At 46.0% G+C, this 531-nt stretch carries 1 pseudogene; it reads left to right on the plus strand.

The annotated features are described in order from the left end of the window. Positions 1-531 (plus strand): annotated as a pseudogene (locus ACS8FD_RS24275) (type I glyceraldehyde-3-phosphate dehydrogenase); the annotation flags it as partial.

Consider the following 531-nt stretch of genomic DNA (forward strand, 5'->3'; position numbering starts at 1 on the left):
GTCAGTGCCGAAATTGTTCAGGACGGCATCACTGATAAGGAACAAAAACCATCTGCTACTGCAAAAAGTGACATCCAGCTGTGCCTAACAAAAAACAATCTAACCTATTGTATTCGTCTATTATCAAGGCATGATCCAAAAACGCTGCCTTGGGACACTCTTGGTATCGATGTGGTATTGGAATGTACAGGACATTTTCGCTCTTATGCTCAAGCCAATCTACATATTGAAGCAGGTGCGCAACAAGTTATCATCGGTGCTGCACCCTTTGACGATGTTGACGCTTGTATCGTAATGGGTGTTAATACTGAGCTACTGACGCGTGAGCTACCGATTGTCTCAGGTGTCTCTTGTACCACGCAAGCGCTAGTGCCACTGATTGATACGCTCGATAAGGCCTTTGGTGTCAAGTCCGCAATGATGACTGAGATTCATGCTGTCACAGCTGATCAAACGGTCCTTGATCAAGCACATCGTGACCCAAGACGCGCGCGAGCGTCTGGTCATAATATCATTCCTACAACATCTAGT

It is taken from the genome of Psychrobacter sp. 1U2 (genome assembly GCF_051847575.1).